We start from the raw sequence: 26,650 nt of genomic DNA on the forward strand, positions 1-26,650 counted from the left end.
TCATGGATGATGCATATTCCTGGGCGAAGTCCCTCCACATAATCTCTGTGATTGCCTGGATGGCGGGATTGTTCTACTTGCCGCGCCTTTTCGTTTATCACACGAACGCTGAAATCGGTTCTGATAAGAGCGAGACCTTCAAGATCATGGAGCGCCGATTGCTTAAGGCGATTATGGCTCCATCCATGATGGCCACCTGGATTTTTGGCTTGTGGTTGGTTTATCTGCTTGATGCTTATTTTGATCTTTGGTTTATGCTGAAGTTTTCACTGGTTATACTGATGACGATATATCACGTGATGCTTTCACGTCATGTCACCAAGTTTGCGCAGGATCAAAATAAGAATAGTGAGCGCTACTTTAGAATTATTAATGAACTACCGACACTATTAATGGTTGCAATTGTGTTCCTGGTGATCTTTAAACCCTAGGTGATCCGAACATTCGAATTTTAATATTGGAAAATTAGGAGAATTAGTGGGCAATAAGCACTTGCCGAATTCAATTCGATTAGTTATTGTCCCCGCAACTTCACGATGTAGCTTATGTGATCGCTGATCTCCTAGCGATTTTCGAAGGTCGATAAATATCGTATCTAGATGAGCTGCTATTCCCCCCTAACGTTTTGTGTTCGAAAGTTCTTGATCCTTCTAAAGCTAAATCAAGTCCAGAACCCATAGTAAAGACGATCCCTATTGATGCGGGAAATGAAACTCAGAGACCTGAAAACTAAGAGCGCAACTGAACTCCTTGCTTTTGCTGAGGAACATGACGTTGAAAATGCAAGCACCATGCGCAAACAGGAACTTATGTTTGCGATTTTGAAGAGACTTGCAGAGCAAGATATTGAGATCATCGGCGAAGGTGTCGTAGAGGTCCTCCAAGATGGATTTGGATTCCTCCGCTCTCCTGATGCGAACTACTTGCCAGGCCCAGACGATATTTACGTTTCACCTTCACAGATCCGTCGCTTTTCTCTGCGCACCGGTGATACTGTTGAAGGCCAGATCCGTAGTCCTAAAGAAGGTGAGCGCTATTTCGCCCTTCTAAAAGTCAACAAAATCAACTTTGAAGACCCTGAAAAAGCGAGACATAAGGTTCACTTTGATAACCTGACACCGCTTTATCCAGATGAGCGCTTCAATCTTGAAATCGAGAATTCAACCTCCAAGGATATTTCTTCTCGCATTATTGATCTTGTAGCTCCGCTCGGCAAAGGCCAGCGTGCTTTGATCACTGCGCCTCCTCGGACAGGTAAAACAGTATTCCTTCAGAATATTGCGAAATCTATTACCACCAATCATCCTGAATGTTACCTCATCGTTCTGTTGATCGATGAACGTCCGGAAGAAGTAACGGACATGCAACGTACAGTTGATGGTGAAGTTGTATCTTCAACCTTTGATGAGCCAGCTACTCGTCACGTTCAGGTTGCTGAGATGGTTATTGAGAAGGCAAAGCGTTTGACCGAACATGGTCGTGACGTTGTTATCCTTCTGGATTCCATTACTCGCCTTGGCCGTGCTTACAACACCGTTGTTCCTTCCTCCGGTAAGGTTCTGACCGGTGGTGTTGATGCGAACGCCCTGCAGCGCCCTAAGCGCTTCTTCGGTGCTGCGCGTAACATTGAAGAGGGTGGTTCTTTGACCATCATCGCAACGGCGCTGATTGATACTGGCAGCCGTATGGATGAAGTTATCTTCGAAGAATTCAAGGGTACTGGTAACTCCGAAATCATCCTTGATCGTAAGATCTCTGATAAGCGCGTCTTCCCAGCAGTTGATATTCAACGCTCTGGTACTCGTAAGGAAGAACTTCTTGTTCCTGCTGATAAGCTCAAGAAGACTTTCGTTCTGCGCCGTATTCTCAGCCAGATGGGTACTGTTGATGCTGTTGAGTTCCTGCTCGACAAGCTGCGTCAGACCAAGTCCAATGATGACTTCTTCGACTCTATGAATACCTAGGTTTACTGCCTACCGAATTTTTCGGCCCCGCTCGCCAATTCGGTGAGCGGGGCTTTTTTATTTTTTAAGCCAATTTTTGACGCTTTTGATAGTTGGATTCGATTACGAAATGAGGGGAGGGGAATATGGAAGAGGTGCTGCTGGATAAATGCCCGCGTGTTGAAACCGAAAGGCTTGTTCTTCGTCGGTGGGAAGAGCGTGATCTGGATGGTGTCATTCGCATGAATGGTGACCCGAGAGTGATGGAGTTTTTCCGATCTCTGAATACGCCAGATGAAGCGCGGCAGTTTCTTGATATTATGATGAGGCAGGAAGAAAAGCATGGTTTCTGTTTTCCTGTGGTGGAAGACAAAGAGACTGGTGCCTTTCTCGGTTTTTGTGGGCTCAACGTTCCTGCGTACAGTGGGCCTTTGCCATGTGAGCCCTGTATTGAGATTGGTTGGCGGCTTACCCCTGAGACATGGGGAAAGGGCATTGCTGTTGAAGCGGCCAGGTTCTGGCTTGGATTCGGATTCAAAACGCTTCAGCTTGATGAAATTGTTGCCATCACAGTTGTCCAAAATCACAAGTCCCGGAGGGTGATGGAGAAGCTTGGCATGACACATGATCCTGCTGAGGACTTTGATTTTCCGAATGTTTTGGTTGACCATCCTTTGTGCCGGCATGTTTTGTACAGGCTCTCTGCAGCTCAGTTCGTTGAGCAAGCTAATGGTTGATATCGCGATTGATCGGTGTTCGCGTATTGAGACTGAGCGATTGGTGCTGCGGAAGTGGGAGCTTGCTGATCTGGATGGTCTTGCGGAAATGAATGCTGATCCGCGGGTGATGGAGTTCTATCCATCGGTCCTGTCTCGTGCTGAGAGTGAGAAGATGTTGGTGCGTTACATGGAGGCGCAGCAGCGGGAAGGTTTTTGCTATTCGGTTATCGCTAAAAAACGGAGTGGGCGGTTTCTTGGATATTGTGGGCTGAAGGTTCCGGGATATCAGGATCATCTTTCATTTGGTCCCTGCGTTGAGATAGGCTGGCGGCTCTTACACAGTGAGTGGGGAAAGGGCTTTGCTACTGAATCCGCACAAATGTGGCTTGGATTCGGACTCGAAACTCTTAAGCTCAATGAGATTGTCAGCTTTACACCCGTGCAAAACTCTCGCTCCGAGAAGGTAATGCAGCGTCTTGGTATGGTTCGTGTTGAAGAGTTTGCGCATCCCATGCTTGAGGATGGGCACAGGCTTAAACGCCAAGTGCTCTATAAAATGACGCGACAACGGTAATTGGGGCAGGGCTATGATTGAAGACGTCATCGACAAATGTCCGCGTATTGAGACTGAGCGGCTCGTGTTGCGGAGATGGGAAGAGCGGGATTTGGAGGGGCTTGTTCAGATGAATGCAGACCCACAGGTGATGGAATTCTTTCCGGCGGTGATGTCCCGGCAGGACAGTGAGCGGATGTTTGAGCGGCTCATGGCGAAGCAGGTAAAGTATGGGTTTGGTACTCCAGTTGTTGAGGAACGGGCGTCAGGGAGGTTCTTAGGGTTTTGTGGGCTCGGTGTACCGACCTACCCAGAACCGCTGCCCTTCGACCCGTGTGTGGAGATCGGATGGCGTTTTATACCCGGTGCATGGGGGAGGGGGATTGCTCAGGAAGCCTCGCGGATCTGGCTTAGATTCGGATTCGAAACTCTTCGTTTGGACGAGATTGTAAGTTTCACTTCTGCTATCAATCAGCGTTCTGAGAAAGTTATGCAGAGGCTGGGAATGGTGAGGGATGCTTCGGCAGACTTTGATCACCCTTTGATTGAAGAGGGGCATCCATTGAGGCGGCATGTTTTGTACCGCCTTTCTAAAGAGAAATATTTGGAACGGAAAAATGGTTGAGACATTAATTGATAAGTGCCCACGTATTGAGACCGAGCGTCTCGTGTTGCGGAAGTGGGAAGAGCGGGATCTGGACGGTATGGATGAGATGAACTCAGATCCGCGCGTCATGGAGTTTTTCCCAGATGTGATGTCTCGCGATGAGAGTGCCCATATGCTTGAGCGTATGATGGCTAAGCAGGCTGATCTGGGTTTTGCGTGTCCGGTTGTTGAGGATCGGGCTTCTGGAAGGTTTCTTGGTTTTTGTGGTTTGAACATTCCGACCTATCCAAAACCACTTCCGTTTGATCCGTGTGTGGAGATTGGCTGGCGGCTTATCCCAGATGCATGGGGGAAGGGGATAGCGCAGGAAGCAGCTCGTATCTGGCTTGGATTCGGTTTCGAAACTCTTGAGGTTGATGAGATCGTCAGCTTCACGACGGAGACAAACTTGCGTTCACAAAAGCTGATGCAACGGCTGGGTATGACGAGGAACCCAGCTGATGATTTTAATCATCAAATGTTGGAGGATGACCACCCGTTGGTGCGTCATGTGCTTTACCGATTGACGAAGGATCGTTTTGAAAGCGTATCTAAGAGCTGAACGTAATTGAATGCTCGTGTATGGGTGATCTGTGAATTCTGTGATGTTTCACGTGAATCACCCATGTTTTCAAAAGTATATTTATGAGCGCTGACTCACGTGAAACTGTGAGTCAGCGTTTAATTTATTTGCGGATCAGATCTGCTCTTTCACCTGTTCAAGTGTTGTCGCTGGCAGAGAGCATCCTTTTTCGGAGCAGATGAAGACAGTGGTTTCGTCCGTGTTCCAGGATGAGTTTTCCAACTCCATCGGCTTAGCTTCACCAGCAGGAATAACATCAACATAGAGGGTAGGATCAGCTTGAGAATGTAGAGCCTGCATTATTGGATTCGCGTCCGAACCAGTTCCCAGAACCACAAGCGCTTTCTTGAATCGGGTACGTGCATCAAGTGCTGTAAGCAGTGATGCTGTGCCGAAGATGTTGTTTGGAACATCCGCTGCAAATGCATTCAAGGTTCCATCGGCGACATCACGAGAAGATGCGTCACCTGTCAGGATCCAATGTTCTGAGAAGGCAAAAGCTGCCACGGCGTTGTAGTTTGGTGTTGCTTCATCATAGGCGTGGTAGGGGCGGAGGATGAGATCGTCGGCGTCCTTATCTGTCATGTAGAACGCACCGTTGGAATGGGTAAAGCGCTCTTTCAGAATATTCAGGAACTCTTCTGCCTGTTGCAGGTAGCTCTGCTTTTCGGATGGATTCGGTTCCGATCTGTACAAGGCAAGAGCTGCTCTAGCGGCCCATGCATAGTCAGCGGCAAAACCAACTTCCAGTCGTTGGCCCTGACGCCAGGAGTGGCTGAGCTTTCCATCAATAAACATATGCTCTGTGATGAAGGCGAAAGCGGCCTTAGCGGAAATGCGCATAGTTTCATGTGAGGTAAGAGCACTTGCTTTCACCAGCGCACAGATGAGCATGCTGTTCCAGTCGGCCAGCACTTTGTCGTCTTTGTGAGGCGGAATGCGTTTGCTTCTGTGATCCAGCAGGATTGCTTTGCAGGTTGCCAGAGCTTCTTCTTCAGCAGCTTCCAGAAGAGCAGGGGAGTGACGTCGGTTGAGGATGATGTTGCCTTCCCAGTTTCCATCCGGGGTGACGTCGTAGACATTAGAGAACAGCTCGAAGTGTTTTGCTGGGATGAGGCTCTTCAACTCATCATAGGTCCAGACATAAAACTTGCCTTCGACACCTTCACTGTCTGCATCCATGGAAGATGCAAAGCCACCTTCAGGAAGTTTCATGTCGCGCTCAACCCAATCGACGACTTCCTGGATTCGGATGTGAAACAGTTCATCACCCGTTTCCTGATAAGCCCAGCACAGGTGTTCGATAAACTGCGCGTTGTCGTAGAGCATCTTTTCGAAATGAGGGACTAGCCAAATAGAGTCGACTGCGTAACGAGCCAGGCCACCTCCCACATGATCGTAGATACCACCTTGTGAAATTGCTCGTGTGGTTTTCAAAAACTGCTCACGCATGAAGGTGTTTTTTTGCGCCTTGGCAGTTCTGAAAATGAGCTCCTGAACGGAGGCCTGAGGGAATTTTGGTGCACCCTTCATGCCGCCTTCCTCTTCATCTTGCATGTTGAAGAGTTGCTTGCCGGCAGCAGTGATCAGGAAGCCAGAAAGAGGGGAGGCCTCTGATGGCGGCTTGTTGAGAGCCTGGCTGATGGCTTGTCGGTTCTCTTCGATAGTGTCGCGGTCAGCAATGAAACTTTGTGAAATTGCGGTCAGAATATCCTTGAAGGCAGGAGAGCCGTGTCGTGCTTCATTCGGGAAATAAGTACCACCCCAGAATGGATCACCCTCTGGCGTGAGGAACATGGTCAGCGGCCAGCCACCCTGTTGACCAAGCATATGGAGTGCCTGCATATAGATCTGGTCAATGTCAGGACGCTCTTCGCGGTCTACCTTGATGTTGACGAAATGCTCATTCATGAGAGCGGCTGTTGCTTCATCCTCAAAACTTTCATGGGCCATGACGTGGCACCAATGGCAGGCGGAGTAGCCAACAGACAGCAGAATTGGCTTGTTTGTTTTTTGCGCTTCTTCCAGTGCTTCCTTGCTCCATTCCCACCAGTGGACAGGGTTATTTTGGTGTTGAAGAAGGTAAGGGCTTGAAGCGTTCGTTAAGCGATTTCTGCTCATAAAGAGATGATCCTGAGTTCAAGGTATTGCTTGGCGTAAAGGCTAGGTTTAACGCAGTTCATACGAGATCATACAGTTAAAGAACCGGACGTGGAATGAATACACAACAGGAAACCATCTACGCAGTTTCTAGCGGCGCACTTCCTTCAGGCGTTGCTGTTATCCGTTTATCAGGTCCACAGTCCGGGCCAATCCTGAGAAAGCTGATTAAGGGTAAATTCCCCGTTTCACGTGAATCATGCCTTAAGAAATTATGGGACCCTGTAGATGGTTCTGTTTTGGATCATGCGCTGATTTTGTGGTTCGAAGGCCCGGGAAGCTTTACTGGCGAGGACACTGTTGAGCTGCATTGTCATGGTGGCCGTGCTGTTGTTGCAGCGGTGCTGCGTGCGCTTTCCACCTTTGAAAAGACACGACCGGCTGAGCAGGGTGAGTTCACACGTCGGGCATTTCACAACAACAAACTCGACCTGACTGAGGTTGAGGGTCTTGCTGATCTCATTGATGCAGAGACCGATGCGCAGCGTCGGCAGGCTCAGCGTCAGATGGATGGGGCGCTTGGTGACCTCTATTCGCAGTGGCGCGAAACACTGATCCGCAGCCGTGCGATGATTGAGGCTGAGCTCGACTTCTCCGATGAAGATGACATTCCAGATTCTGTGGCTGACGAAATCTGGGTGGAGTTGGCGAAGCTTCGTAACCAGATTGTCGCCCACCTTTCTGATGCGCGGAGAGGGGAGCGTTTGCGCTCTGGTCTGCAGGTTGTTCTGCTTGGTCCTCCGAATGCGGGTAAGTCCAGCTTGATGAATAAACTGGCTCAGCGTGATGTGGCGATTGTGACGCCTGAAGCTGGAACGACCCGCGATGTGCTTGAGGTGCATCTGGACCTTGGTGGTTATCCGGTCACGCTGATTGACACAGCGGGCATTCGTGAGAGTGCTGGCATGATCGAGAAAGAGGGCATTCGCCGTGCTCTCGTTCATGCTGAAAAAGCTGATCTCATTCTCTGGACACATGCGCCGAATGTGACTGCTGAGGAGTTGCCGGAGAGCTTGCTGAAGAATGGTGCAGAGATCTGGCGTCTCAATACTAAGAGTGATTTGGGTTCTGATGCTGATCATGACTCCTTCGAAACGACAGAAGAGATCAATGTCTCCGTTCGTGAAGAGGGCGGTATGAACGCGCTGCTATCAAGCCTCGAGTCGTTTGCGGAACGAAATATCGGATTGATCGAAAACCCGCTTATCACTCGTGAACGCCATCGTTCTCATCTGACCCAATGTGTGGAAGATCTGAACCACGGTATTCAAGCGGAGGGCTTTCCGATTGAATTGAGAGGTGAAGATTTGAGACGAGCAGCTGATCAGCTGGGGCGTATCACAGGTCGAATCGACGTTGAAGATTTGCTTGATGTCATCTTCCGCGACTTCTGCGTTGGTAAATAAAAGATGTAGAAGTGCCATGTTTCACGTGAAACATTTATTGGGAATCGTGAGTCAGTGGGGAAAAACTGGTGAGTCACGTGGATAACTAAAGCTGCGGCATTGGCGACTCACTGCGCTGTTTTCTTTGACCCAGCGCGTGACCTGTTGTATCAAGTCTTCAAGAAAATAGGTAGTTGCCCTTCTAGTTCCCCCAAGTTTTATCTGCGGCCTTCATATGGTCCAGAGGCTCGCAGAGAGTGTGGCTTGTCCTTTCTCTGTTTTTAGATGGGCGAAATGCAGGACCGAAATGTCTGATAATTTTGATCTTGAGTTTGACGTTGTCGTGATTGGCGGCGGCCATGCAGGCTGTGAAGCCGCGGCTGCAGCTGCGCGCATGGGCGCCCATACAGCGCTTATAACTCATCGCTTTGACACCATTGGTGTGATGTCGTGTAACCCAGCTATTGGCGGTTTGGGGAAGGGGCATCTGGTTCGAGAAATCGATGCGCTGGATGGATTGATGGGCCGGGTGGCTGATGCTTCCGGTATTCAATTCCGTATGCTCAATCGTCGCAAAGGGCCAGCTGTGCAAGGGCCGCGCTCTCAGGCTGACCGCAAGCTCTATCGCGAAGCGATGCAGGCTGAGATTAAAGCGATTGATAATCTCGATGTGGTGGAAGGCGAAGCTGACACGCTGATCCGTGAGGGTGATATCCTCAAAGGCGTCGTGCTTGGTGATGGTCGTCGGGTTTCGGCCAAGGCGGTTGTGATCACGACCGGCACGTTCCTGCGTGGTCTGATCCATATCGGCGATAAGCAAATTCCTGCGGGTCGTGATGGTGAAGCGCCAGCGCTTGGTTTGTCTGTATCTCTGGAAGAGATTGGTCTGCGTCTTGGTCGTTTGAAGACAGGTACTCCGGCACGTCTGGATGGGCGAACGATCAATTGGGATATCCTTCAGCAGCAGCCAGGTGATGAAGAGCCTATTCCATTTTCAACACTGACCGACAAAATCCAGATCCGTCAGGTGCCGTGTTACATCACACGCACGACCCCAGAGACGCATCAGATTATTCGCGACAACATCAAGCGGTCAGCGATGTATTCGGGCGAGATCCAGGGCAGGGGTCCTCGGTACTGTCCGTCTATTGAAGACAAGATTGTTCGCTTTGGTGATCGTGATGGTCATCAGATCTTCCTTGAGCCAGAAGGATTGGATGATCCAACGGTCTATCCCAATGGTATTTCAACCTCGCTTCCTGAGGATGTTCAGATCCAGTTTCTGCGCACGATTCCGGGTTTGGAGAAGGTTGAGTACTTCAAACCGGCTTATGCGATTGAGTACGATCACATCGATCCGACTGAACTGACAAACACGCTTGAGGTGAAGAAGCAGAAGGGCCTTTACCTCGCGGGTCAGATTAACGGTACGACCGGTTATGAAGAGGCTGGAGCCCAAGGTCTGTTGGCGGGCTTGAATGCTGCCAGAACGTCTCAAGACGGCGCTGCAGTGACTGTCGGACGTGCTGACGGGTACATTGGTGTGATGGTGGATGATCTCATCACACGCGGAGTTTCTGAGCCGTATCGCATGTTCACATCCCGCGCTGAGTATCGTCTCACACTACGTGCAGACAATGCGGACCAGCGCCTCACACCACTTGGTCTTGAGTGGGGATGTATTGGTGATACGCGTCGAGTCGCTTTCGAAACGAAGATGGAAAAACTGCGGAAAACCAAGGATTTGATGCAGTCCGTCAAAATTACACCCAACGAGGGGCGTAAGCATGGTTTGCCGATCAATCAGGATGGTGTGAAGCGCTCTGTCTTTGATTTGTTGGCCTATCCAAATATCACTCTTGAAGACCTCATTGAGATCTTTGATGAGATGAAAGATGTCGATATCAAATGTGCCGAACAGGTTTCTATAGATGCGATGTATGCCGTCTATCTGGAACGTCAGGCCGCTGATATCGCCGCTTTGAAACGGGATGAGGACTTGGTTATTCCTGAGCGGATTGACTATACCTCACTGACCGGACTTTCCAACGAGGTGCGTCAGAAGCTTGAAGCTTTGCGTCCTTCAACCATCGGGCAAGCATCGCGCATGGATGGGATTACCCCAGCGGCGCTGACTTTGCTGCTTGCGTATATTCGCCGCTCAGGCAAAAACATTGCTGGTGCTGTTTAGTATGTCATTCGAAAAAAGGGCTGATTACAGCCAGATTACACCTGTCATGCGTATGTATGAGGATGTTTCACGTGAAACGTTTGAGCGTCTAAGTATCTACGTGGACCTCGTTCTCAAGTGGCAACCTGCACAGAATCTGATTGCACCATCTACGATGAATGATATCTGGATGCGGCATGTGGCCGATTCTATTCAGATTCAGCGTAGTTTGCCTGATGCACGTTCCTGGATTGATTTCGGAAGCGGTGCAGGTTTCCCTGGATTGGTGACTGCAATGTTGCTGAGGCAGGAAGGGGGAGAAGGCATTGTGCATATGGTTGAGAGCAACCAGCGCAAAGCAGCTTTCCTTCGAACTGTGGCACGCGAGACTGGCTGTAACGTCAAAGTTCATGCGGGTAGAATCGAAGCCGTTACGAAAGACTGGCAGGCTCCGATTGAGGGTGTTTCGGCGCGTGCACTAGCTTCTTTACAGGTTCTCTGCGGGTTTTCTTCGCAATTTGTACAGCGTGGCGCGACTGCTGTTTTCCACAAAGGTCAAGATTTTCGCCGCGAAATTGAAGAAGCATCTGCCGATTGGTCAATTGATCTGGTAGAAAAAGTAAGTCTAGTAGATCCGCTAAGTCGCGTTTTGGTTCTATCTAAAATTGACCCGAAAACCGCTAACTAGGGTGCTGTCGGATGAGCTTACTGCCGCAATCTCCACGTGTATTGACTATCGCCAACCAGAAGGGTGGCGTAGGCAAGACGACAACAGCCATTAATCTTGGCACAGCGCTTGCCGCAATTGGCGAACGCGTCCTGATTATTGACCTGGATCCGCAAGGCAATGCGTCGACGGGGTTAGGGATTGAGCGCGTTGATCGTGAATATTCTACCTATGATGTTTTGAGCGGAGATTCGACGCTAGAGCAAACTGTTCTGGAAACCGCTGTTCCGCGTTTATGGATTGCTCCATCAACGATGGATTTGCTGGGTGTTGAGTTGGAGATTTCTTCTGCACCTGACCGGACATTCCGATTACGGAATGCAATTTCAGGTATGGCGCAGGCAGCTGAGATGGGTAGGGCACAAGGGTATTCATATATTCTAGTGGACTGTCCGCCGTCGTTAAACCTCTTGACTATCAATGCCTTATCGGCATCTCACAGCATTCTTGTACCGTTGCAGTGCGAGTTTTTTGCTCTGGAAGGTCTAAGCCAGCTGCTTAGCACCGTTGAGCAGGTGAAGCAGTCTCTCAATTCAGAGCTGAGCATCCATGGCATTGTGTTGACCATGTATGACAGCCGTAACAATCTCTCCAGTCAGGTTGTACAGGATGTGCGTGAGACGATGGGTGATGCAGTCTATGAGACTGTGATTCCACGGAACGTACGTGTTTCCGAGGCTCCATCTTATGGCAAGCCTGCTTTGCTTTATGATTTGAAGTGTTCCGGTTCGCAGGCTTATTTACGACTCGCTTCCGAAATTATTCAGCGAGAGCGTGACATGCGGATGGCGGCTGCCTGATCTGGCTGCCGCTTCTACTTTAAAGAGATTTGTTATTTGACCCGCAGAGCGTGCGGGAAGGGGCTGCTGACTCCCGAGCTCCTAGAATGTAGATAGGTGGAATTGAAATGGCGAAAACTGAGGAAGCAGGGCGTACCAATAAGCGACTAGGGCGCGGCCTTGCAACGCTGTTGGGTGACGTAAACTCAGAGCCAGCTGTCTCCACTCCTGAACGTAACCGTGATGTGCGGAAGGTGCCGATTGAGTACCTTCAGCCGAACCCACGTAACCCACGCAAATCATTTGTAGAAGATGATCTGAATAACCTGACCGAATCCGTTCGTCAGAAGGGGATTGTGCAGCCAATTCTGGTGCGTCCTCGTCCGAATAAGCCAGGTCATTTCGAGATCATTGCTGGTGAGCGTCGTTGGCGTGCAGCTCAAAAAGCTGGTTTGCATGATGCACCTGTTGTCATCCGTGAGGTGACTGACCAGGAAGCGCTGGAACTTGCGATCATCGAGAATGTTCAGCGTGCAGACCTGAATCCTATCGAAGAAGCGTTGGGTTATGATCAGCTGATCGAAGAGTTTTCTTACAGCCAGGTTGAGCTCTCCAAGGTTATCGGTAAGAGCCGGAGCCATGTGGCCAACACACTGCGTTTGCTGAAACTGCCGAACTCAGTGAAGGACTATCTTGCAGAAGGGCTTCTCACTGCTGGTCATGCACGTGCATTGATCACTGCAGAAGATCCTGCGGCTTTGGCTGAGCTGATCGTGGAGAAGGGGCTTACCGTTCGTGATGCAGAGCGCCTGGCTCAGAACCCTGACTTGTTCCAGAAGAAAGAAGCTGCTCCGAAGCCTGAAAAGGATGCGGATACACGCGCTTTAGAGAAGCGTCTGGCCGATGGTCTGGGTCTTAAGGTGGCTATTGCTCACAAGACTGATAAAGGCACTGGTGAGCTTAAGATCAAGTACAAGAATGTAGAGCAACTGGACGAAGTCTGTCGCTTGTTGGGCATTCAGAACTGATTGTTTCTGCTATCGGAATTTTAGAAAAGGCCGCGTCTCTTAACTGAGGCGCGGCCTTTTTAGATTCGGAGAAGAAATGATTTTTTTGACCAGCAGACTTAGCCTACGACTGGAAGCAGTTTTTCAATGCGTGCACTGACTTCTGCTCTCTTCTTCTCAGCCATATTGCGACGGCCGAACATCAAGCCCAGGCAAATGAAGTACCAACGGAAAACCCAATAAGCTAAGAGGATCAGCACGGGCAGGCCTATGATCAGATTTATGACTGATCCCAGTACCGAGTAGTTCTGCACGAGGTAGCCGATTAAGACACCAAAGCTGAGCAATGGCGGGAAAATCCAGGCCCACAATGATGCTGCTCCAAAAAGCGACAATTGGGGGCGAAGGAGCGCGAAGTTGATTGCCCAAAGTTCATGTTGAGCGAACTTCAGCCTGATCCAATGGATGAGTGAGTGAGACATAGGAGTGCCTGTGATTTCGCTTTGTGCGAATATTGTTGTTGTTTGTGAGGAAGGTGGCGACCCACCTTCCGCGTGTTTATCGTCGTCTGTTTGAGGCTTTAGCTACCTGAGCAATTGCCAAAAGGGTATGAGACACAATTGCAGTTGAGAGATTGGCGTTGAAGCGGGCCTCTTTGACAGCATCGTTGAGACGGGTCAGAGCGCGTTCCAGAAAGTCTTCATTCCAGATCTCAACCTGACTGACAATCTTCGAGCGACGCTTCCAGAAGATCGGAGGGCGGACGCCGCCAATAACATCTTCTACAGCAATGCGTTGATTGGCTTTTAAGCGGCACAGGTGAAGCATCTGGAAGTGTCTGAGGGCTTGAGAGGCTATCACGCCAACGTCCGTCCCTGAGGCTGAGAGGCGCTCCAGGCCGTGGTCCAATGTGATCGTGTCACCCAAAGCTGCAGCATCGATTAGTTCATCCATGGCGAATGCTGAAGCATCACCAATGATCTCTTCGACATGATGGACCTCAATGCGATTGTCATTCATCGCGTAGAGGCACAGCTTCTTGAGTTCTCCGCGGCTAGCAATGCGGTCAGCGCCGAGCAAAGTGTGAAGCGCCATGCGGGCTTCTTTGCTGATTTGCAGGTTTGCTGACTGGGTTTCTTCATCAATCAGACGATCTACATCGCGTGCTGTGTCTGCAAAGCAGGGGATGGCAACCGCGGTTTTGCTGGCTTCGATCTTTTTGCGCAGGCCTGCTGTCTTCTTCAGGTCTCCGGCTTCAATCACGATGAAGGCAGAAAAGTCGTTGTTTTTGAGGAGCGGTTCGACGGCTGGCAGCACGCTCTTGGTGCCGTTTTCGCGGACCCAGATTGTGCGACGGCCACCAAAGAGGGGAATAGTCAGGGCCTCATCGATCAATCTGCTCGGGTCTGCAGCGATGTCAGCAGCGTCCAGTTTGACTTGGGAGAATGGGTCATCATTCTCGGAGGCTGCTTTGGAGATCAGTGCTTGCGCTCGCTCATTCACCAACCCGGTGTCTGGCCCATAAACAAGAATGAGGTTTACGGAGTCTGGCGGGTTGGCGATGTACCGGTCAATTTCAGCAGCTTTGAGGGCTACCATAGTGGTCCTATTCTACAGGCTCTACAGGATGTGTTGCAAAGAAGCTTGCTATGCGGGTGTTGATGTCAGCAGCGACAACCTTGGTAGCACGGTCTTCTGCATCTCGTTCTGCTCTCAGGTTTGCAAAGCGCTGACTGGAAAAGTCAAAGGATGCAGAGGCAAAGGAGCGGCCAGTGTAGAGCGTACGATCTGTCTGGATATCTGCCAGAACGAAGCTGGTGTTGACGGTGATGTTGTAAGCGGTTGGCACGTCGGCCAGCTGCTCAACGCCCACTTCAGCACGGCGCTTGTCTGTCAGGATTTCCAAACGATACTTTGGCGGCAGAGCATCACCACCACGTGTGAATGCGAAAATCAGCTGATTGCGCAGGACCTGATTGATGCGCTTGATAGACCCTGAATCCCCATAGCTTGGGAACTTCATGGAAATTGCCGCCATTTGAGCCTGGACGGTCTGAGTCTGCTCCGAGCCATCGCCTAACAGCGTTGGGCTAACGCCATAGAGCGGACGGAACTGGCAGCCAGAAAGAAGAAGGGCACCCGCAACAATTGTTGCCCCGCCGAGTAGAACCCGGCGGGAAGGGCGACCTGATTTAGCAGGGCGATCAAACAACGACATTTACAATCCTCTGAGGTACCACGATGATTTTACGTGGGGCCTTGCCATCCAGAGCTTTCTGAACAGCCTCATGTGCCAGAGTAGCTTCTTCTACCTGCTCTTTGGAAGAGTCTCTTGCTACAGAAAGCTCACCTTTTTTCTTCCCATTGATTTGAATCGGAAGCGTAATGGTGTTTTCTACCAGCAGATCCTCTTGGACAACTGGCCAGTTTGATGTGGATACCAGTCCTTCATTGCCGAGCATGGACCAGCATTCCTCAGAAAGATGAGGCGTGATTGGTTCCATGAGCTGCAGGAGGAAGCCAGTTGCTTCGCGCAGAGCATACGCCATGTCCGGTTTGGACAGGTCTGATTGAAGCGCCTTGCTGATCGCGTTGGTGAACTCATAAAGACGGGCAACAGCACGGTTGAAGCCAAGGCCATCAAAGTCTTTTGTGATGGCAGCCAGAGTTTTATGAGAAGCACGGCGCAGGGCTGTTGCTTCATCACTGAACTCAGCAGGCTTTGCGATGTTGGCTTCGGTCTTTTCTGAGACTTCACCAATGATACGCCATACGCGCTGTACGTGACGCCATGCACCGATGACACCGTCTTCTGTCCAGATGATGTCACGCTCTGGCGGGCTGTCAGACAGAACGAAGAGACGCGCTGTATCAGCGCCGTAGGTGTCGATGATGTCGGTTGGGTCAACAACGTTCTTCTTCGACTTGGACATCTTCTCGATGGAACCAATGGTGACTGGAGCGCCGGTTTCTGCGTGAACCGCTTTTCTGTCGCCTTCGGTGCTGATGATGTTGATCTCAGCTGGTGTTACCCATTTCCCATCAGGGTCTTTGTAGGTCTCATGGTTCACCATACCCTGTGTGAAGAGGCCTTTGAATGGCTCTTTCACATCCAGATGTTTGGTGATCTGCATGGCGCGTGCAAAGAAGCGGGAGTAGAGCAGGTGCAGGATCGCGTGCTCGATGCCACCGATGTACTGATCAACCGGCAGCCACTCAGAAGCAACCTTTGGATCGGTCGGATTGCTGTTCTTCGGATCAGTGAAGCGTGCGAAGTACCAGGAGGAATCCACGAAGGTGTCCATGGTATCGGTTTCACGCTGAGCATCCTTGCCACAGCATGGGCATTTCACGTTGCGCCATGTTGGATGACGATCCAGCGGGTTGCCCGGACGGTCGAAAGTGACATCTTCCGGCAGAACGATTGGCAGGCTTTCTTTTGGCGCTGGCTGAACACCACAATCATCACAGTGGATGACAGGGATCGGACAACCCCAGTAGCGCTGACGGGAGATACCCCAGTCGCGCAGACGATAGTTGGTCTCGCGGTGCGCCTGTTGCTTACCTTTGGCTTTTTGCGCTTCCAGCTTGTCAGAAACAGCATTCTTCGCATCCTCGATGGACATGCCGTCCATGAACTCGGAATTAAAGATGGAGCCTTCGCCGGTGTAAGCTTCGGTGCCAACGTCGAATGTGGCCGGATCTTCACCTTCTGGCAGCACAACTGCTTTGACTGGCAGCTTGTACTTGTGAGCGAAGTCCAGATCGCGCTGGTCGTGTGCAGGACATGCGAAGATCGCGCCTGTGCCGTAGTCCATCAGGATAAAGTTTGCCACGTAGACTGGCAGTTCCCAGGATGGGTTCAGCGGGTGTTTGACGCGCAGGCCAGTGTCGAAGCCAAGCTTTTCTGCGGTTTCAATTGCTTCAGCTGTCGTGCCGATACGGCGACATTCAGCAATGAACTCCTGCAGTTCTGCGTTGTCTTCAGCCAGTTTCTGCGTGATCGGATGATCTGGTGACAGGCCCATGAAGGACGCGCCGTACAGCGTGTCTGGACGGGTCGTGAAGATTTCCAGAGTCTCATCACCGGTTGGAGCGGTTTCGGTGAACTCGAAATTGACCTTCAGACCAACCGATTTGCCGATCCAGTTCTTCTGCATGAGACGAACTTTTTCAGGCCATTCGGTCAGAGTGTCGATTGCTTCCAACAGCTCTTCGGAATGATCAGAGATCTTGAAGAACCACTGGGTCAGGTCTTTCTGCTCAACTTCTGCGCCAGAGCGCCAGCCTTTGCCGTCGATCACCTGTTCGTTTGCCAGAACGGTCATATCGACCGGATCCCAGTTTACCTTCGCGTTTTTGCGGTAAACCAAGCCAGCTTCCAAGAAGTCCAGGAACAGCGCCTGCTGCTGTGCGTAATAACTTTCATCGCAAGTTGCGAATTCACGGCTCCAGTCAAACGACAGGCCGATTGTTTTCAGCTGGCCGCGCATTGCTGCAATGTTGTCGTAGGTCCAACCCTTTGGGTGAACCTTCTTTTCAGCTGCCGCGTTTTCCGCAGGCATGCCGAATGCATCCCAACCCATCGGGTGCAAAACGTTGTAGCCGCGTGCGCGCTTAAAGCGTGCAACCACGTCACCCATGGAGTAGTTGCGCACGTGCCCCATGTGTAGACGACCGGATGGGTAAGGGAACATCTCTAGTACGTAGTATTTTTCGCGCGGATCATCGTTGTCCGTCTCGAAGACGTTCTTTTCGTCCCATACTTTTTGCCAGCGCGCTTCCGTTGCGCGTGCATTATACCTATCCGTAGCCATTTATTCCGCCGTGTGTTTGATTTTTGCCCTGATCAAGCAAATTAGGTTTGCTCGGACTGTCACCAGAAATTGCCAGCTTGGTCAAGCGGTAGACAGAGGAAAAACCAAGAAGATTTGTCAGAAATTTCTCAATGAAGTGCAACTACTCTTGCATTTAGACCTTAGGGAGCGCATTTCATGTCTCCAATATGGATTTTTCGCTGGAGTTAGGAATGAGTGACGCTGCTGCACTTCGCCTTAAAGAGGTTAAGGAAAACATCGGAAAAGCTGAGACGGATGTTGAACGTCCGAACGGCTCTGTAACGTTGATTGCAGTCTCAAAAACATTCGAAGCTTCAGATATTAAGCCGGTTTTAGAAGCTGGACAGCGTGTGTTTGGTGAAAACCGGGTTCAGGAAGCGATGGGCAAATGGCCTGGGCTTCGTGAGGAGTTTGAAGGTGTTGAGTTGCATCTGATCGGCCCGCTTCAGTCTAACAAAGCGAAAGAAGCTATTCAGACCTTTGACGTGATCCACACTGTGGACCGGGATAAGATTGCTAAAGCGCTGAAAGTTGAGATGGATAAGCAAGGCAAAGCGCCAAAGCTGTTCATTCAGGTTAATACCGGGGAAGAAGACCAGAAGGCTGGTATTCCTCCAAAGGAAGCGGATGCGTTTATCGCGAAGTGTCGTGATGAGTATGGGCTGGAGATTGAAGGCCTGATGTGCATTCCGCCAGTTGACGAAGCGCCGGGCATGCATTTCGCGTTGCTTGAGAAAATCGCAAAGCGGAACGGTCTGGAAAAGCTCTCCATGGGAATGTCTTCTGATTACCCAATTGCCGTTCAACATGGCGCAACACATGTGCGTGTCGGTTCTGCGGTATTTGGTGCGCGCGACTATTCGCAGTAAGCACGGGTGTTCGATTGGGCGCTACTTATTGAACTGTGCGGCGCCCCAGTCAACGGGCTTGTCCAGAATCGGGAATAGATCCCAGCCTATAATCTTCTCAGCCCGGATCCACTCAGCTAGTTCGTCACTGATAAATATTGTCTGACATAGTGGATCAACATATGTTGTTCGTTTTGAATCCGGATGAAACGGTGCACTTTTGAAATACTCTGGTTTACCGACGGTACCACGCCAAAGATGGCGGTTTTTTAGCCCGCCTTCCTTAAAATGTATCAGGTATGCGTCATTGCTATGGGGTTGTTTCCCTGAAGAGGTGACCCTTCGAAGACAGAAGTCGTTGGATGCTGCACGTTCGTAACCGCCACCGTAACGTTGTTCGCCGAAATTACGGGCACCAGCGTAGAGGGTGTTGTCATGGTCAATAATGTCGGGTTTTTGATGCAGGTAGAGCAAATGTCCCGCGCCATAGATTTTCCCAGTACCTTTGTGCTTGATAGTCACCGGATAAAAACCATGTCGCTTCGGTTCCAGCTCCTCAAGCTTATCTTTCAGCCGAGCACTTACTACAATCGTATTCCAGGTACCGCAAATTACATCCGGCAATCCACGCTTATCAGCTTCTTTAAGATACAAAGTATGAGGTATTTCGGCAATCCGGGCAGCATTCATGGGACTTTGTTCACCCGGCTTGTCAAACCGGTTGCGTCCCCGCATTAACATCGTAGTTAACTCAACATCAGGAGTTAAAGGCGGCTCAAATCCATCAGAAACGGCATAAAGTTCAGGGCCGTGTGCAAAACCAAAATCAACAATAAAAGGCATTTCTGATATCCAATATAAATAGCGGTCATCAGGTTGCAGCTGGCAATATTAGATCAGGCAGGTTTATGCGAAACTACATAAACTCATGGGATGTTTGAGTTTTGAACGGGCGAGGAACTTCTCGCCCGTTTTTTGTTTGTATTAAAGTAGTTGATCGCTCAGCCATTGGATTGTGGTGGAGACCACGAGGTCGTTGTTTTGTGGGCTGATGATGTCGCCTGCGATGACGTGGTTGTTGTCGTCACCTGAGCTTTCGATAAGCAGACGCTGTTTTGGTGCGCCCCATTTGTCATAGGCGATATTAGTGAGTGCTGCGTCGATGGTTTCATCTTTTTCGCTGTAGATGAACAGGGCAGGTACGCTTGCTTTTGCGGGGTCTTGTTCCTGCAATACTGAGATTGTGGTTGCCATTGGGAGGAGGGCTACACTTGGGTAGCTGATGGTCCAGCCCATTTGCTCTTCTTTAGATGGCGCCTTGGAAGATGAGCGGGTTTTGCCAATGATCAGAGGGACATAGTGTCTTGCGAACGGCATATCGAGCAAGAACCCGCCTGCTGCTTTGACACCAAAGTTTGGTGAGACAAACACCATTGCGGCTACATCATCTTTCAGCGGGTGGTCCTGCATGGCGAGCCAAGCTGCAAGTGAGCCACCGGTTGAGGTGGACATTATGATTGTCTTTTCACCAATGCGCCGGCCAATTTCGACCGCTTCAGCGAGGTCGTTGACCCAGTCGTTCAATGAGGCTTCTGCCATCGCTTCACCCGAGCGGCCATGGCCAGTCAGGCGGGTGAAGAAAAGATTGGCGCCCATCTCATTTGCAACGCGGTCCGGTACAGGGCGGATCTCGTGTTTACTGGCGGAAAAGCCGTGGACGTAAATTATTGAAAGAGGTGTTTTGCTGTTCTTCTTACCATTGAACCAGATGATCTCTTTGGCCGTGTCAGAACGAATATCCTGAAACTTGGCCTCACTCTCTGAAAGATACACTTCGAGATCATCACCCATAATTTCGGGTTTGAAGGTGATCTCTGTATCGCGTGGTTCTCTTGGGCCTGTCATGAAGGCAATTGTGCCTCCTACGAGTAAAATCAGTACTACAAAAATAAAATATCGAAAGAGCATATGGGGTGCCTTTGTTCCTTAGCGGCACCAGCATATTCCAGCTTGGGTTGAAATATCAAATCAGAGCATCAGGAAGTTTCATTGAGAGTAGACAGTAGGTACGCCTCTGGACCCAAGCCACTCGATGATGGCGTTGGAGACGAGGAGGTTGTTTTCCGGATTGATGATGTCGCCTGCGATGACGTGATGGTTGCCTGCGGACTCGGTTATTAGGAGGCGGTGCTTTGGTGCGCCCCAGTTTTCGAAGAACTTCGCTGTGGTGTGCTCATCTGAGGTTTCGTCGCGGATATCGTAGATGAACATGGTTGGGATGGTTGCGTTTGCTGCATCCAGACTGCCCACGAGTTTGACCGTTTCAGCAAGAGGAAGCAGGGCGGTTGCCGGATAGGCGTTGGTCCACGCGTAGATCTCCTCAAAATTGGCATTCGGATCAGCGACCCGATAACGGCCCACGATGATTGGGGTGTAGTACTCTGCAAGCGGATATGTGAGCAGGGAGGTTCCTGCTGCGGCCAGTTCAAAAACGGGAGAGATGAGGACGATTGCTTCCACGTTCTCCTTTAGAGAATGATCAGTAAGATCCATCCATGCTGTTAGAGAACCTCCGAATGAGGTGCTGATGACGATGACTTTGTTGCCAATGGCTTTCCCGATTGTGAGCGCTTCTGCCAAAGCATTGAAGTAGTCATCGACATTCGGTTCTCCCATAGCAGCAGGTGTACGGGCGTGACCGGGAAGCCGTGTGTAATAGAGGTTGGCCTGAATGGAGCTGGCGACGAGATCGGGAACGGGTCTGATTTCATCTTTACTGGCAGAAAAGCCGTGCATGTAGACGACGGCAAATTCGGTTTTGGCCTTGGTGTCTGGGTTTTGCCAGATGATTTGCTTTTCGAGACCGGGCTTAATGTCTGTAAAGCGGCTTTCTACCCGTGCGATGTATTCTTCAGGGTCTTCGCCAATGTCGCTTGGGTTGAATGTGATAGAGGGAGACACATAGGTGTTGGCCCAGTAGAGCAGGAAGCCGATGATCAGGACGATAAGAGACAGCAAAAACAGATAGTTCTTTCGGAAGAGCATCGTTAAATCGCCTCTTTTTTTGCTGATAGTGAGTCAGCTTGGCAGGAAACCTAGTGCATCTTTGAGTTTTCCTTTTTATCCAAGCTTATACAATCTCCAACAAATGGCGGTTTTGCTTGACTCGGCACCTGTATTCTCGTAGATACCCGACCTAACTCCTTCTATGTGAAGACCGGAGCCACTGACTGGGACCCGAAAAGGTATAAAGAGATCCCAGAAGTCAACACCCGACAGCGCGTTGCGCCCTCGGGTGATTTTTTGCTATGTGCAATCGATTTGCCGTGGCAATTTTGGCTTGGTGACACCAAATTCACTAGGAACGAGTGTACGGCACCAGTTGGTTTTCTTCAGGTGTTTGTGCAGAAACGAGATTTTAAAGGAACGACATGTTCGATAATCTGTCAGATCGCCTAGGCGGCATTCTAGATAAGCTCACAAAACGCGGTGCGCTTTCTGAATCCGATGTTAATGAAGCGCTGCGCGAAGTTCGTCGCGCGCTCATTGAGGCTGATGTGGCGCTGCCGATCGTGCGTTCTTTTGTCGACAAGGTGAAACACCGCGCTGTTGGTGCTGAGGTTGTTAAGTCCATTAAGCCGGGTCAGATGGTCGTTAAGATCGTGCATGACCAACTTATTGAGATGCTGGGTGAGGAATCTCATCCGATCGACCTAAATGCGCCGGCTCCGGTTTGCATTATGATGGTTGGTCTGCAGGGTGCGGGTAAAACCACTGCAACCGGCAAGATTGCACGTCGCCTGACACAGCGCGATAAGCGCAAAGTTTTGATGGCTTCTCTTGATACGCGCCGTCCGGCAGCGCAGGAGCAGCTGAAAGTTCTAGGTGAACAGAACGAGATTGATACGCTTCCTATCATTGAAGGGCAGCAGCCGGTTGATATTGCAAAGCGTGCGCTGAATGCAGCGAAGCTTGGCGGTTATGACGTGGTCATGCTCGATACAGCGGGCCGTGGTCACATTGACGAGCCTCTCATGATTGAGATGGAGCAGATTAAAGCTGCGTCCAACCCGCATGAAGTTCTGCTCGTTGCCGATGCTCTGACTGGTCAGGACGCTGTTAATCTGGCGAAGAGCTTTGATGAGCGTTGCGCGATCACAGGTATCATGCTCACCCGTATGGATGGTGATGGCCGCGGTGGTGCGGCGCTTTCCATGCGTGCTGTTACCGGCAAGCCGATCAAGCTGATTGGTACCGGTGAAAAATCTGATGAACTCGAAGATTTCCATCCAAAGCGTATTGCTGATCGCATTCTTGGAATGGGCGACATTGTCTCGCTCGTTGAAAAGGCTGCTGAAGCGATTGATGCGGAAAAAGCCGCAGAGATGGCTCGGAAGATGCAGAAGGGTCACTTTGACCTGAACGATCTTTCTGAACAGCTGAAGCAGATGGAAAAGATGGGCGGAATGTCCGGCATGATGGGCATGCTTCCAGGTGTTGGCAAAATGAAGAAGCAGCTTGCTTCTGCCAACCTTGATGAGAACATGTTCAAGCGCCAGATGGCGATCATCTCCTCTATGACCAAGACAGAGCGTACCAAGCCTGAACTGCTTAAAGCAAGCCGCAAAAAGCGTATTGCGGCAGGTTCTGGTGTGCAGGTTGCTGAAGTTAATAAGCTTTTGAAAATGCACCGCCAGATGGCCGATATGATGAAGGCCATGGGTAAGGGCAAAGGCAAGGGTATGCTTGGCAAGATGATGGGCGCTATGGGTGGCGGTATGCCAGGCATGGGCGGCGGAATGCCGAGTATTGACCCTAAAGCGCTTGAGCAGATGGCTAAATCCGGTCAGCTGCCGGGCGGTATGGAAATGCCTAAAGGATTACCGGGTGGTGCGCTTCCCGGGGGATTGCCAGGAGTTGGCGGCCCTAAATTGCCCGGTCTTGGTGGAGCATCTGGTTTACCGGGGCTTGGCAAGGGGAAAAAGTAATTGAGCGAGATCGACAAGACTGAAGATGCCAAGGCGATCCTTGGTGGGCTTCGTTCCAGCATCGACAACATAGACGCTGCTCTGGTGCATATGTTGGCTGAACGATTTCGCTGCACACAGGCTGTTGGGGAGCTGAAAGCTACCCATGGTCTTCCACCGGCTGACCCGGCCCGTGAAAAACTTCAGATTGAGCGTCTGCGCCGTCTTGCGGCCGAGGCCAATCTTGATCCTGACTTTGCTGAAAAGTTCCTGAACTTCATCGTGAAGGAAGTCATTCGGCATCATGAAGCTATTGCTGCTGAACACAGCACAGATTGAATACCTAGGAGTAAATAAACAATGGCTACTAAAATTCGCCTCGCACGCGGTGGCACTAAAAAGCGTCCTTTCTACCGTATCGTAATTGCAGACGTTCGCTCCCCACGCGACGGTCGTTTCATCGAAATCGTTGGTCGTTACAACCCAATGCTGCCTAAAGATGCTGACAACCGCGTTGAGCTGAACGAAGAGCGCATCAAGCATTGGCTCGGTCACGGCGCACAGCCATCTGACCGTGTACACCGCTTCCTGGACGCTGCTGGCCTGCTGAAGCGTGAGCCACGCAACAACCCAATCAAAGCGAAACTCGGCAAGAAAGCTCAAGAGCGTCTTGACGAGAAGCTGGCAGCAGAAGCTGAAGCAAAAGCGGCTGCTGAAGAAGCAGCGGCAGAAGCAACAGCAGCTTCCGAATAATATAAGCATACCCGATCTGAGAAGGAGACGCCGGCAATGGCAAACAAGCCTGAAGACCGCATTCTAATGGCTCAGATCGGGGCTGCTCACGGCATACGTGGAGAAGTGCGGGTCAAACCATTTGGTGATGACCCGCTTTCTTTTGGCGATTACGGTAAGCTCGAAAGTGCTGACGGTAGCCGCAAATTTAAAGTTAAGAAGGCTCGCATTCAAAAAACTGTGGTAGTTACCAAGTTTGAAGGCGTGAATAGCCGCAATGAAGCAGAAGTCCTCAATGGGATGAAGCTTTATATCGCTCGCGAAAAACTGCCTGAAACAGAAGACGAAGACGAGTTCTATCACACTGATCTCATTGGCCTGAAAGCCATTGATGAGAAGGGTGAGGCAATTGGAACTGTGTTGGCTCTTTTGAATTTTGGCGCAGGTGATTTGATTGAAGTTGCCCCGAAAAGCGGCAATTCTCTTATGTTCCCATTCACAAAAGCTGTTGTTCCTACCATTGACCTCAAAGAGGGATATGTGGAGGTTCATGCTCCTGAAGGCTTTTATGATGAAGGTGAAAAAGAACCTGAAGATGGCTCCAAGCCGGAAGCAGACTGATTTTTCACACGACCAGATGCAGACATTGCTGAGATCATCAGCGTGATTTTTGCAGTTTGTGCATCAAAATACATTCCAGAGACTGACCTTACTTAAGCAACGGGTATCCTATGGCCTTTCGTGCATCCATCTTGACGCTGTACCCTGAGATGTTTCCAGGAAATCTGGCAATGAGCATGTCTGGACGCGCGTTGGAGCGCGGGGATTGGTCTCTTACAGCGAACAACATTCGCGATTACGCGACTGATAAGCATCGCTCTGTTGATGATACACCTGCTGGCGGTGGCGCTGGTATGGTTCTGCGTCCTGATATTCTTGGCAAAGCAATTGATGATGTGACTGAGGATGAAGATACACGTCCACGGTTGCTCATGAGCCCACGCGGTAAGCCATTTACGCAGGCAAAGGCTCGTGAACTGGCTGATGGACCAGGTGTGATCATTGTTTGTGGTCGTTTTGAAGGTGTTGATGAGCGCGTCATAGAAGGGCGCCAGCTCGAGGAAGTGTCTATTGGCGACTACATTCTCTCAGGAGGAGAAGTTGCTGCTCATGTGGTTTTGGATAGCATTGTTCGGCTTCTTCCCGGTGTTATGGGAAATAAAGAGAGCGGTGAATCTGAAAGCTTTGAGAATGGCTTACTTGAGCACCCGCATTATACGCGGCCTGTAGAGTTTGAAGGGCAGGAAGTCCCATCTATTCTTAAAAGTGGTAATCATAAACTGATTGATCAGTGGCGCCTTGAGATGTCTGAAAAGATTACTCAAGAAAGACGACCAGATCTTTGGAAGGATTACCTAGAAAATAGCCGTGGATAGCGGGTTTTCTACACTTTTTTCATGACAAACCTACAAAAATCGGCTAAACCCGCGCCGACTGGAGTGGATTCTGTCTGGCGTTTGCCGCTAGGGTCCTAGTTCCACTTCACTTCCCGGCATAATGCCAAGGTTTGGTGAACACGTCCCGGTGGCTCGACCACTGAGGGACGCTCTGACCAATATTTAAAATGGAAGAAACTGCCATGAATATCATTGAGCAGCTCGACGCCGAAGAAATGGCTCGCATCGAAGAGAAGCGTACGCTTCCTGAGTTCTCTCCAGGTGATACCGTACGTGTTCTCGTACGCGTTACCGAAGGTACTCGTACTCGTGTGCAGGCCTACGAAGGCGTATGCATCGCACGCTCCGGCGGCGGCATCAACGAAAGCTTCACCGTTCGTAAGATTTCTTACGGCGAAGGTGTAGAGCGTGTATTCCCAGTATTCAGCCCAATGCTCGAAGGTCTGGAAATCATTCGCCGCGGTAAAGTCCGTCGTGCGAAACTCTACTACCTGCGTGAGCGTCGCGGTAAGTCCGCACGTATCGTTGAAGCTACCAACGTACGCGCAAAGCGCCTTAACGAAGAAGCTCGTGCGGCTGCTAATGCTGCGAAAGCTGCAAAAGCTGCTGAAAAGGCTGCTGAAGCTAAAGGTTCTGCAGAGTAAGATTTACTCTTCGGCCTCTATGGTTTCTAAAACCCCGCTGAGAAATCAGCGGGGTTTTTTGTGTTCATGGTCGGGTTTTCTGCAGGTTCTGCGGTTTGGTTGGATTTGGGCATAGCAGCTCTCTCGGTGTCATGCCGGGTGGAGCGTAGCGGAGACCCGGGACCCATGAGTGCCTGACGGCAAACGCTAGACTCGTGATATGCAGCAATTATCGTATGGGTCCCGGCTCGAGGACCGGGAAGATAGTGGCGGGCGGGCTTCTTGCTCCTCAGCCAGTCGGCTTCCTCCGGTGTCTTCCTGGCCTTTGAGCTGGGATCCATAACCTCTTGCTCTACTATTTTGCTGGGGCATTCGACCAATCTTTGACATTGAGGGTATGGATCCCGGATCTTCGTGTACATACCGGAGACATAGGTGACAGGTGTTCGGAGAGATGGTTGACACATTAACATGGCATTCAGGGAGGGACCGGGATGCCTTGGAAAGAGTGTT

At 50.5% G+C, this 26,650-nt stretch carries 26 protein-coding genes; 18 read left to right on the forward strand and 8 right to left on the reverse strand.

Translation table 11 applies throughout. From position 1 onward, the window contains the following. The first annotated feature begins 2 nt into the window (after positions 1–2). From hemJ to PPL9_RS13795, 6 genes are all read left to right on the forward strand, one after another. On the forward strand, positions 3–431 hold the full coding sequence (hemJ, locus tag PPL9_RS13770; protein ID WP_057463212.1) for a protoporphyrinogen oxidase HemJ: 429 nt from the start codon (positions 3–5) through the stop codon (positions 429–431). A gap of 267 nt (positions 432–698) precedes the next feature. Then, positions 699–1,964: a transcription termination factor Rho gene (gene rho, locus PPL9_RS13775; protein WP_057463213.1), complete on the forward strand. Its 1,266-nt coding sequence runs from the start codon at positions 699–701 to the stop codon at positions 1,962–1,964. A 125-nt stretch (positions 1,965–2,089) separates the two neighbouring features. After that, complete coding sequence (locus PPL9_RS13780; protein ID WP_057463214.1) at positions 2,090–2,680, forward strand: GNAT family N-acetyltransferase; 591 nt, start codon at positions 2,090–2,092, stop codon at positions 2,678–2,680. Next, positions 2,673–3,236 (forward strand): GNAT family N-acetyltransferase, encoded by a 564-nt coding sequence (locus tag PPL9_RS13785; protein WP_208989360.1) that lies wholly within the window; start codon positions 2,673–2,675, stop codon positions 3,234–3,236. Before PPL9_RS13780 ends, PPL9_RS13785 begins: the two co-directional genes overlap by 8 nt. A gap of 13 nt (positions 3,237–3,249) precedes the next feature. Continuing rightward, positions 3,250–3,840, forward strand: coding sequence for a GNAT family N-acetyltransferase (locus tag PPL9_RS13790; protein ID WP_057463215.1), 591 nt, complete (start codon positions 3,250–3,252; stop codon positions 3,838–3,840). Further along, positions 3,833–4,423, forward strand: a complete 591-nt coding sequence (locus PPL9_RS13795; RefSeq protein WP_057463216.1) for a GNAT family N-acetyltransferase — start codon at positions 3,833–3,835, stop codon at positions 4,421–4,423. The genes PPL9_RS13790 and PPL9_RS13795 overlap by 8 nt, the downstream gene beginning before the upstream one ends. A gap of 135 nt (positions 4,424–4,558) precedes the next feature. Here PPL9_RS13795 and PPL9_RS13800 read toward each other — a convergent pair whose 3' ends face one another. Continuing rightward, positions 4,559–6,565 carry a thioredoxin domain-containing protein gene (locus tag PPL9_RS13800; RefSeq protein WP_057463217.1) on the reverse strand — a complete coding sequence of 669 codons (2,007 nt, stop codon included), beginning with the start codon at positions 6,563–6,565 and terminating at the stop codon, positions 4,559–4,561. 95 nt (positions 6,566–6,660) lie between these two features. On the opposite strand from PPL9_RS13800, the gene mnmE reads away from it, so the two are divergent. The 5 genes from mnmE to PPL9_RS13825 all read left to right on the forward strand — a co-directional run bounded on the left by mnmE (position 6,661) and on the right by PPL9_RS13825 (position 12,693). Continuing rightward, the gene (mnmE, locus tag PPL9_RS13805; RefSeq protein ID WP_057463218.1) at positions 6,661–8,010 is read left to right on the forward strand and encodes a tRNA uridine-5-carboxymethylaminomethyl(34) synthesis GTPase MnmE; all 1,350 of its coding nucleotides are present in this window, start codon (positions 6,661–6,663) and stop codon (positions 8,008–8,010) included. A 286-nt stretch (positions 8,011–8,296) separates the two neighbouring features. Continuing rightward, complete coding sequence (mnmG, locus tag PPL9_RS13810) at positions 8,297–10,180, forward strand: tRNA uridine-5-carboxymethylaminomethyl(34) synthesis enzyme MnmG (protein ID WP_057463219.1); 1,884 nt, start codon at positions 8,297–8,299, stop codon at positions 10,178–10,180. 1 nt (position 10,181) lies between these two features. Continuing rightward, positions 10,182–10,847 carry a 16S rRNA (guanine(527)-N(7))-methyltransferase RsmG gene (rsmG, locus tag PPL9_RS13815; protein ID WP_342633493.1) on the forward strand — a complete coding sequence of 222 codons (666 nt, stop codon included), beginning with the start codon at positions 10,182–10,184 and terminating at the stop codon, positions 10,845–10,847. An 11-nt stretch (positions 10,848–10,858) separates the two neighbouring features. Further along, on the forward strand, positions 10,859–11,686 hold the full coding sequence (locus PPL9_RS13820) for a ParA family protein (protein ID WP_057463220.1): 828 nt from the start codon (positions 10,859–10,861) through the stop codon (positions 11,684–11,686). 107 nt (positions 11,687–11,793) lie between these two features. Further along, positions 11,794–12,693 (forward strand): ParB/RepB/Spo0J family partition protein, encoded by a 900-nt coding sequence (locus PPL9_RS13825; protein ID WP_057463221.1) that lies wholly within the window; start codon positions 11,794–11,796, stop codon positions 12,691–12,693. A gap of 98 nt (positions 12,694–12,791) precedes the next feature. Here PPL9_RS13825 and PPL9_RS13830 read toward each other — a convergent pair whose 3' ends face one another. The 4 genes from PPL9_RS13830 to leuS form a co-directional block, all read right to left on the reverse strand. Then, on the reverse strand, positions 12,792–13,043 hold the full coding sequence (locus tag PPL9_RS13830; protein ID WP_208989361.1) for a hypothetical protein: 252 nt from the start codon (positions 13,041–13,043) through the stop codon (positions 12,792–12,794). Positions 13,044–13,230: 187 nt separating this feature from the next. Further along, positions 13,231–14,271, reverse strand: a complete 1,041-nt coding sequence (holA, locus tag PPL9_RS13835; protein ID WP_057463223.1) for a DNA polymerase III subunit delta — start codon at positions 14,269–14,271, stop codon at positions 13,231–13,233. 7 nt (positions 14,272–14,278) lie between these two features. Continuing rightward, complete coding sequence (gene lptE / locus PPL9_RS13840; RefSeq protein WP_057463224.1) at positions 14,279–14,890, reverse strand: LPS assembly lipoprotein LptE; 612 nt, start codon at positions 14,888–14,890, stop codon at positions 14,279–14,281. Further along, on the reverse strand, positions 14,877–17,489 hold the full coding sequence (leuS, locus tag PPL9_RS13845; RefSeq protein WP_057463225.1) for a leucine--tRNA ligase: 2,613 nt from the start codon (positions 17,487–17,489) through the stop codon (positions 14,877–14,879). The genes lptE and leuS overlap by 14 nt, the downstream gene beginning before the upstream one ends. A 212-nt stretch (positions 17,490–17,701) precedes the next feature. Here leuS and PPL9_RS13850 point away from each other — a divergent pair, with 212 nt between their 5' ends. Next, positions 17,702–18,379 (forward strand): YggS family pyridoxal phosphate-dependent enzyme, encoded by a 678-nt coding sequence (locus PPL9_RS13850; protein ID WP_057463226.1) that lies wholly within the window; start codon positions 17,702–17,704, stop codon positions 18,377–18,379. Positions 18,380–18,400: 21 nt separating this feature from the next. On the opposite strand, the gene PPL9_RS13855 is transcribed toward PPL9_RS13850, so the two are convergent. The 3 genes from PPL9_RS13855 to PPL9_RS13865 form a co-directional block, all read right to left on the reverse strand. After that, on the reverse strand, positions 18,401–19,201 hold the full coding sequence (locus tag PPL9_RS13855) for a DUF1629 domain-containing protein (RefSeq protein ID WP_057463227.1): 801 nt from the start codon (positions 19,199–19,201) through the stop codon (positions 18,401–18,403). A gap of 141 nt (positions 19,202–19,342) precedes the next feature. Then, positions 19,343–20,263 (reverse strand): alpha/beta fold hydrolase, encoded by a 921-nt coding sequence (locus tag PPL9_RS13860; RefSeq protein ID WP_208989362.1) that lies wholly within the window; start codon positions 20,261–20,263, stop codon positions 19,343–19,345. 141 nt (positions 20,264–20,404) lie between these two features. Next, positions 20,405–21,403, reverse strand: coding sequence for an alpha/beta fold hydrolase (locus PPL9_RS13865; protein WP_057463229.1), 999 nt, complete (start codon positions 21,401–21,403; stop codon positions 20,405–20,407). 386 nt (positions 21,404–21,789) lie between these two features. Here PPL9_RS13865 and ffh point away from each other — a divergent pair, with 386 nt between their 5' ends. The 6 genes from ffh to rplS all read left to right on the forward strand — a co-directional run bounded on the left by ffh (position 21,790) and on the right by rplS (position 26,158). After that, positions 21,790–23,346: a signal recognition particle protein gene (gene ffh / locus PPL9_RS13870; protein WP_057463230.1), complete on the forward strand. Its 1,557-nt coding sequence runs from the start codon at positions 21,790–21,792 to the stop codon at positions 23,344–23,346. Beyond that, entirely contained in the window at positions 23,347–23,664 is a 318-nt protein-coding gene (locus tag PPL9_RS13875) for a chorismate mutase (protein WP_057463231.1), read from the forward strand. Between the two features lie 21 nt (positions 23,665–23,685). Further along, positions 23,686–24,078 (forward strand): 30S ribosomal protein S16, encoded by a 393-nt coding sequence (rpsP, locus tag PPL9_RS13880; protein WP_057463232.1) that lies wholly within the window; start codon positions 23,686–23,688, stop codon positions 24,076–24,078. Positions 24,079–24,114: 36 nt separating this feature from the next. Continuing rightward, positions 24,115–24,678, forward strand: coding sequence for a ribosome maturation factor RimM (gene rimM, locus PPL9_RS13885; RefSeq protein ID WP_057463233.1), 564 nt, complete (start codon positions 24,115–24,117; stop codon positions 24,676–24,678). Between the two features lie 110 nt (positions 24,679–24,788). After that, complete coding sequence (gene trmD / locus PPL9_RS13890) at positions 24,789–25,493, forward strand: tRNA (guanosine(37)-N1)-methyltransferase TrmD (protein ID WP_057463234.1); 705 nt, start codon at positions 24,789–24,791, stop codon at positions 25,491–25,493. A gap of 203 nt (positions 25,494–25,696) precedes the next feature. Then, entirely contained in the window at positions 25,697–26,158 is a 462-nt protein-coding gene (rplS, locus tag PPL9_RS13895) for a 50S ribosomal protein L19 (protein WP_057463274.1), read from the forward strand. Positions 26,159–26,650 lie beyond the last annotated feature (492 nt).

It is taken from the genome of Pseudovibrio sp. POLY-S9, from assembly GCF_001431305.1.
Taxonomy (GTDB): Bacteria; Pseudomonadota; Alphaproteobacteria; order Rhizobiales; family Stappiaceae; genus Pseudovibrio.

Bases quoted from the DNA above. Each gene is read 5' to 3' on its own strand.
- hemJ (WP_057463212.1), top strand. From the start codon at position 3: ATGGATGATGCATATTCCTGGGCGAAGTCCCTCCACATAATCTCTGTG.
- rho (WP_057463213.1), top strand. From the start codon at position 699: ATGCGGGAAATGAAACTCAGAGACCTGAAAACTAAGAGCGCAACTGAA.
- PPL9_RS13780 (WP_057463214.1), top strand. From the start codon at position 2,090: ATGGAAGAGGTGCTGCTGGATAAATGCCCGCGTGTTGAAACCGAAAGG.
- PPL9_RS13785 (WP_208989360.1), top strand. From the start codon at position 2,673: ATGGTTGATATCGCGATTGATCGGTGTTCGCGTATTGAGACTGAGCGA.
- PPL9_RS13790 (WP_057463215.1), top strand. From the start codon at position 3,250: ATGATTGAAGACGTCATCGACAAATGTCCGCGTATTGAGACTGAGCGG.
- PPL9_RS13795 (WP_057463216.1), top strand. From the start codon at position 3,833: ATGGTTGAGACATTAATTGATAAGTGCCCACGTATTGAGACCGAGCGT.
- PPL9_RS13800 (WP_057463217.1), bottom strand. From the start codon at position 6,565: ATGAGCAGAAATCGCTTAACGAACGCTTCAAGCCCTTACCTTCTTCAA.
- mnmE (WP_057463218.1), top strand. From the start codon at position 6,661: ATGAATACACAACAGGAAACCATCTACGCAGTTTCTAGCGGCGCACTT.
- mnmG (WP_057463219.1), top strand. From the start codon at position 8,297: ATGTCTGATAATTTTGATCTTGAGTTTGACGTTGTCGTGATTGGCGGC.
- rsmG (WP_342633493.1), top strand. From the start codon at position 10,182: ATGTCATTCGAAAAAAGGGCTGATTACAGCCAGATTACACCTGTCATG.
- PPL9_RS13820 (WP_057463220.1), top strand. From the start codon at position 10,859: ATGAGCTTACTGCCGCAATCTCCACGTGTATTGACTATCGCCAACCAG.
- PPL9_RS13825 (WP_057463221.1), top strand. From the start codon at position 11,794: ATGGCGAAAACTGAGGAAGCAGGGCGTACCAATAAGCGACTAGGGCGC.
- holA (WP_057463223.1), bottom strand. From the start codon at position 14,271: ATGGTAGCCCTCAAAGCTGCTGAAATTGACCGGTACATCGCCAACCCG.
- lptE (WP_057463224.1), bottom strand. From the start codon at position 14,890: ATGTCGTTGTTTGATCGCCCTGCTAAATCAGGTCGCCCTTCCCGCCGG.
- leuS (WP_057463225.1), bottom strand. From the start codon at position 17,489: ATGGCTACGGATAGGTATAATGCACGCGCAACGGAAGCGCGCTGGCAA.
- PPL9_RS13850 (WP_057463226.1), top strand. From the start codon at position 17,702: ATGAGTGACGCTGCTGCACTTCGCCTTAAAGAGGTTAAGGAAAACATC.
- PPL9_RS13855 (WP_057463227.1), bottom strand. From the start codon at position 19,201: ATGCCTTTTATTGTTGATTTTGGTTTTGCACACGGCCCTGAACTTTAT.
- PPL9_RS13860 (WP_208989362.1), bottom strand. From the start codon at position 20,263: ATGACAGGCCCAAGAGAACCACGCGATACAGAGATCACCTTCAAACCC.
- PPL9_RS13865 (WP_057463229.1), bottom strand. From the start codon at position 21,403: ATGCTCTTCCGAAAGAACTATCTGTTTTTGCTGTCTCTTATCGTCCTG.
- ffh (WP_057463230.1), top strand. From the start codon at position 21,790: ATGTTCGATAATCTGTCAGATCGCCTAGGCGGCATTCTAGATAAGCTC.
- rpsP (WP_057463232.1), top strand. From the start codon at position 23,686: ATGGCTACTAAAATTCGCCTCGCACGCGGTGGCACTAAAAAGCGTCCT.
- rimM (WP_057463233.1), top strand. From the start codon at position 24,115: ATGGCAAACAAGCCTGAAGACCGCATTCTAATGGCTCAGATCGGGGCT.
- trmD (WP_057463234.1), top strand. From the start codon at position 24,789: ATGGCCTTTCGTGCATCCATCTTGACGCTGTACCCTGAGATGTTTCCA.
- rplS (WP_057463274.1), top strand. From the start codon at position 25,697: ATGAATATCATTGAGCAGCTCGACGCCGAAGAAATGGCTCGCATCGAA.